This is a genomic window from Paenibacillus forsythiae T98 (assembly GCF_000520735.1).
Classification (GTDB): domain Bacteria; phylum Bacillota; class Bacilli; order Paenibacillales; family Paenibacillaceae; genus Paenibacillus_AQ; species Paenibacillus_AQ forsythiae.
The window spans coordinates 1-329 of the sequence record NZ_ASSC01000156.1; the positions used below are offsets into that span (position 1 = coordinate 1).

Here is a 329-nt window from a genome sequence, read left to right on the forward strand (position 1 = left end):
GGATACCCTCCACGTTCCCGGCAAGATGCGGGAGGGAATAAATTCACACGTCCTGTCTTCCATCGTCAGCTTTACCTTCGTCCCCCACTTCACGGCCTGCTCCATAATCTGACGGGCGGTTGAAGCATGGTACCTCCGTCTTTCTCTGATCCACCTAGAGGGAATCTCCGCCGAATCCGGCCATAGTTCCCCGGCGGACGCAAGCGCGGGCGGCGCCTCCCGGGGCAGGGCCGCAGCGTAATCCTCGTACCACAGCCCTGCGGCGGGATCGGACGGCAAGACGTAACCGGGCCCGCTCTCCGCAAGCTCGGAGCGGCTCAGTCCGAACC

General features: G+C 63.5%; 1 pseudogene. It reads right to left on the reverse strand.

From position 1 onward, the window contains the following. Window positions 1-329: pseudogene (locus L692_RS32420) on the reverse strand (hypothetical protein); the annotation flags it as partial.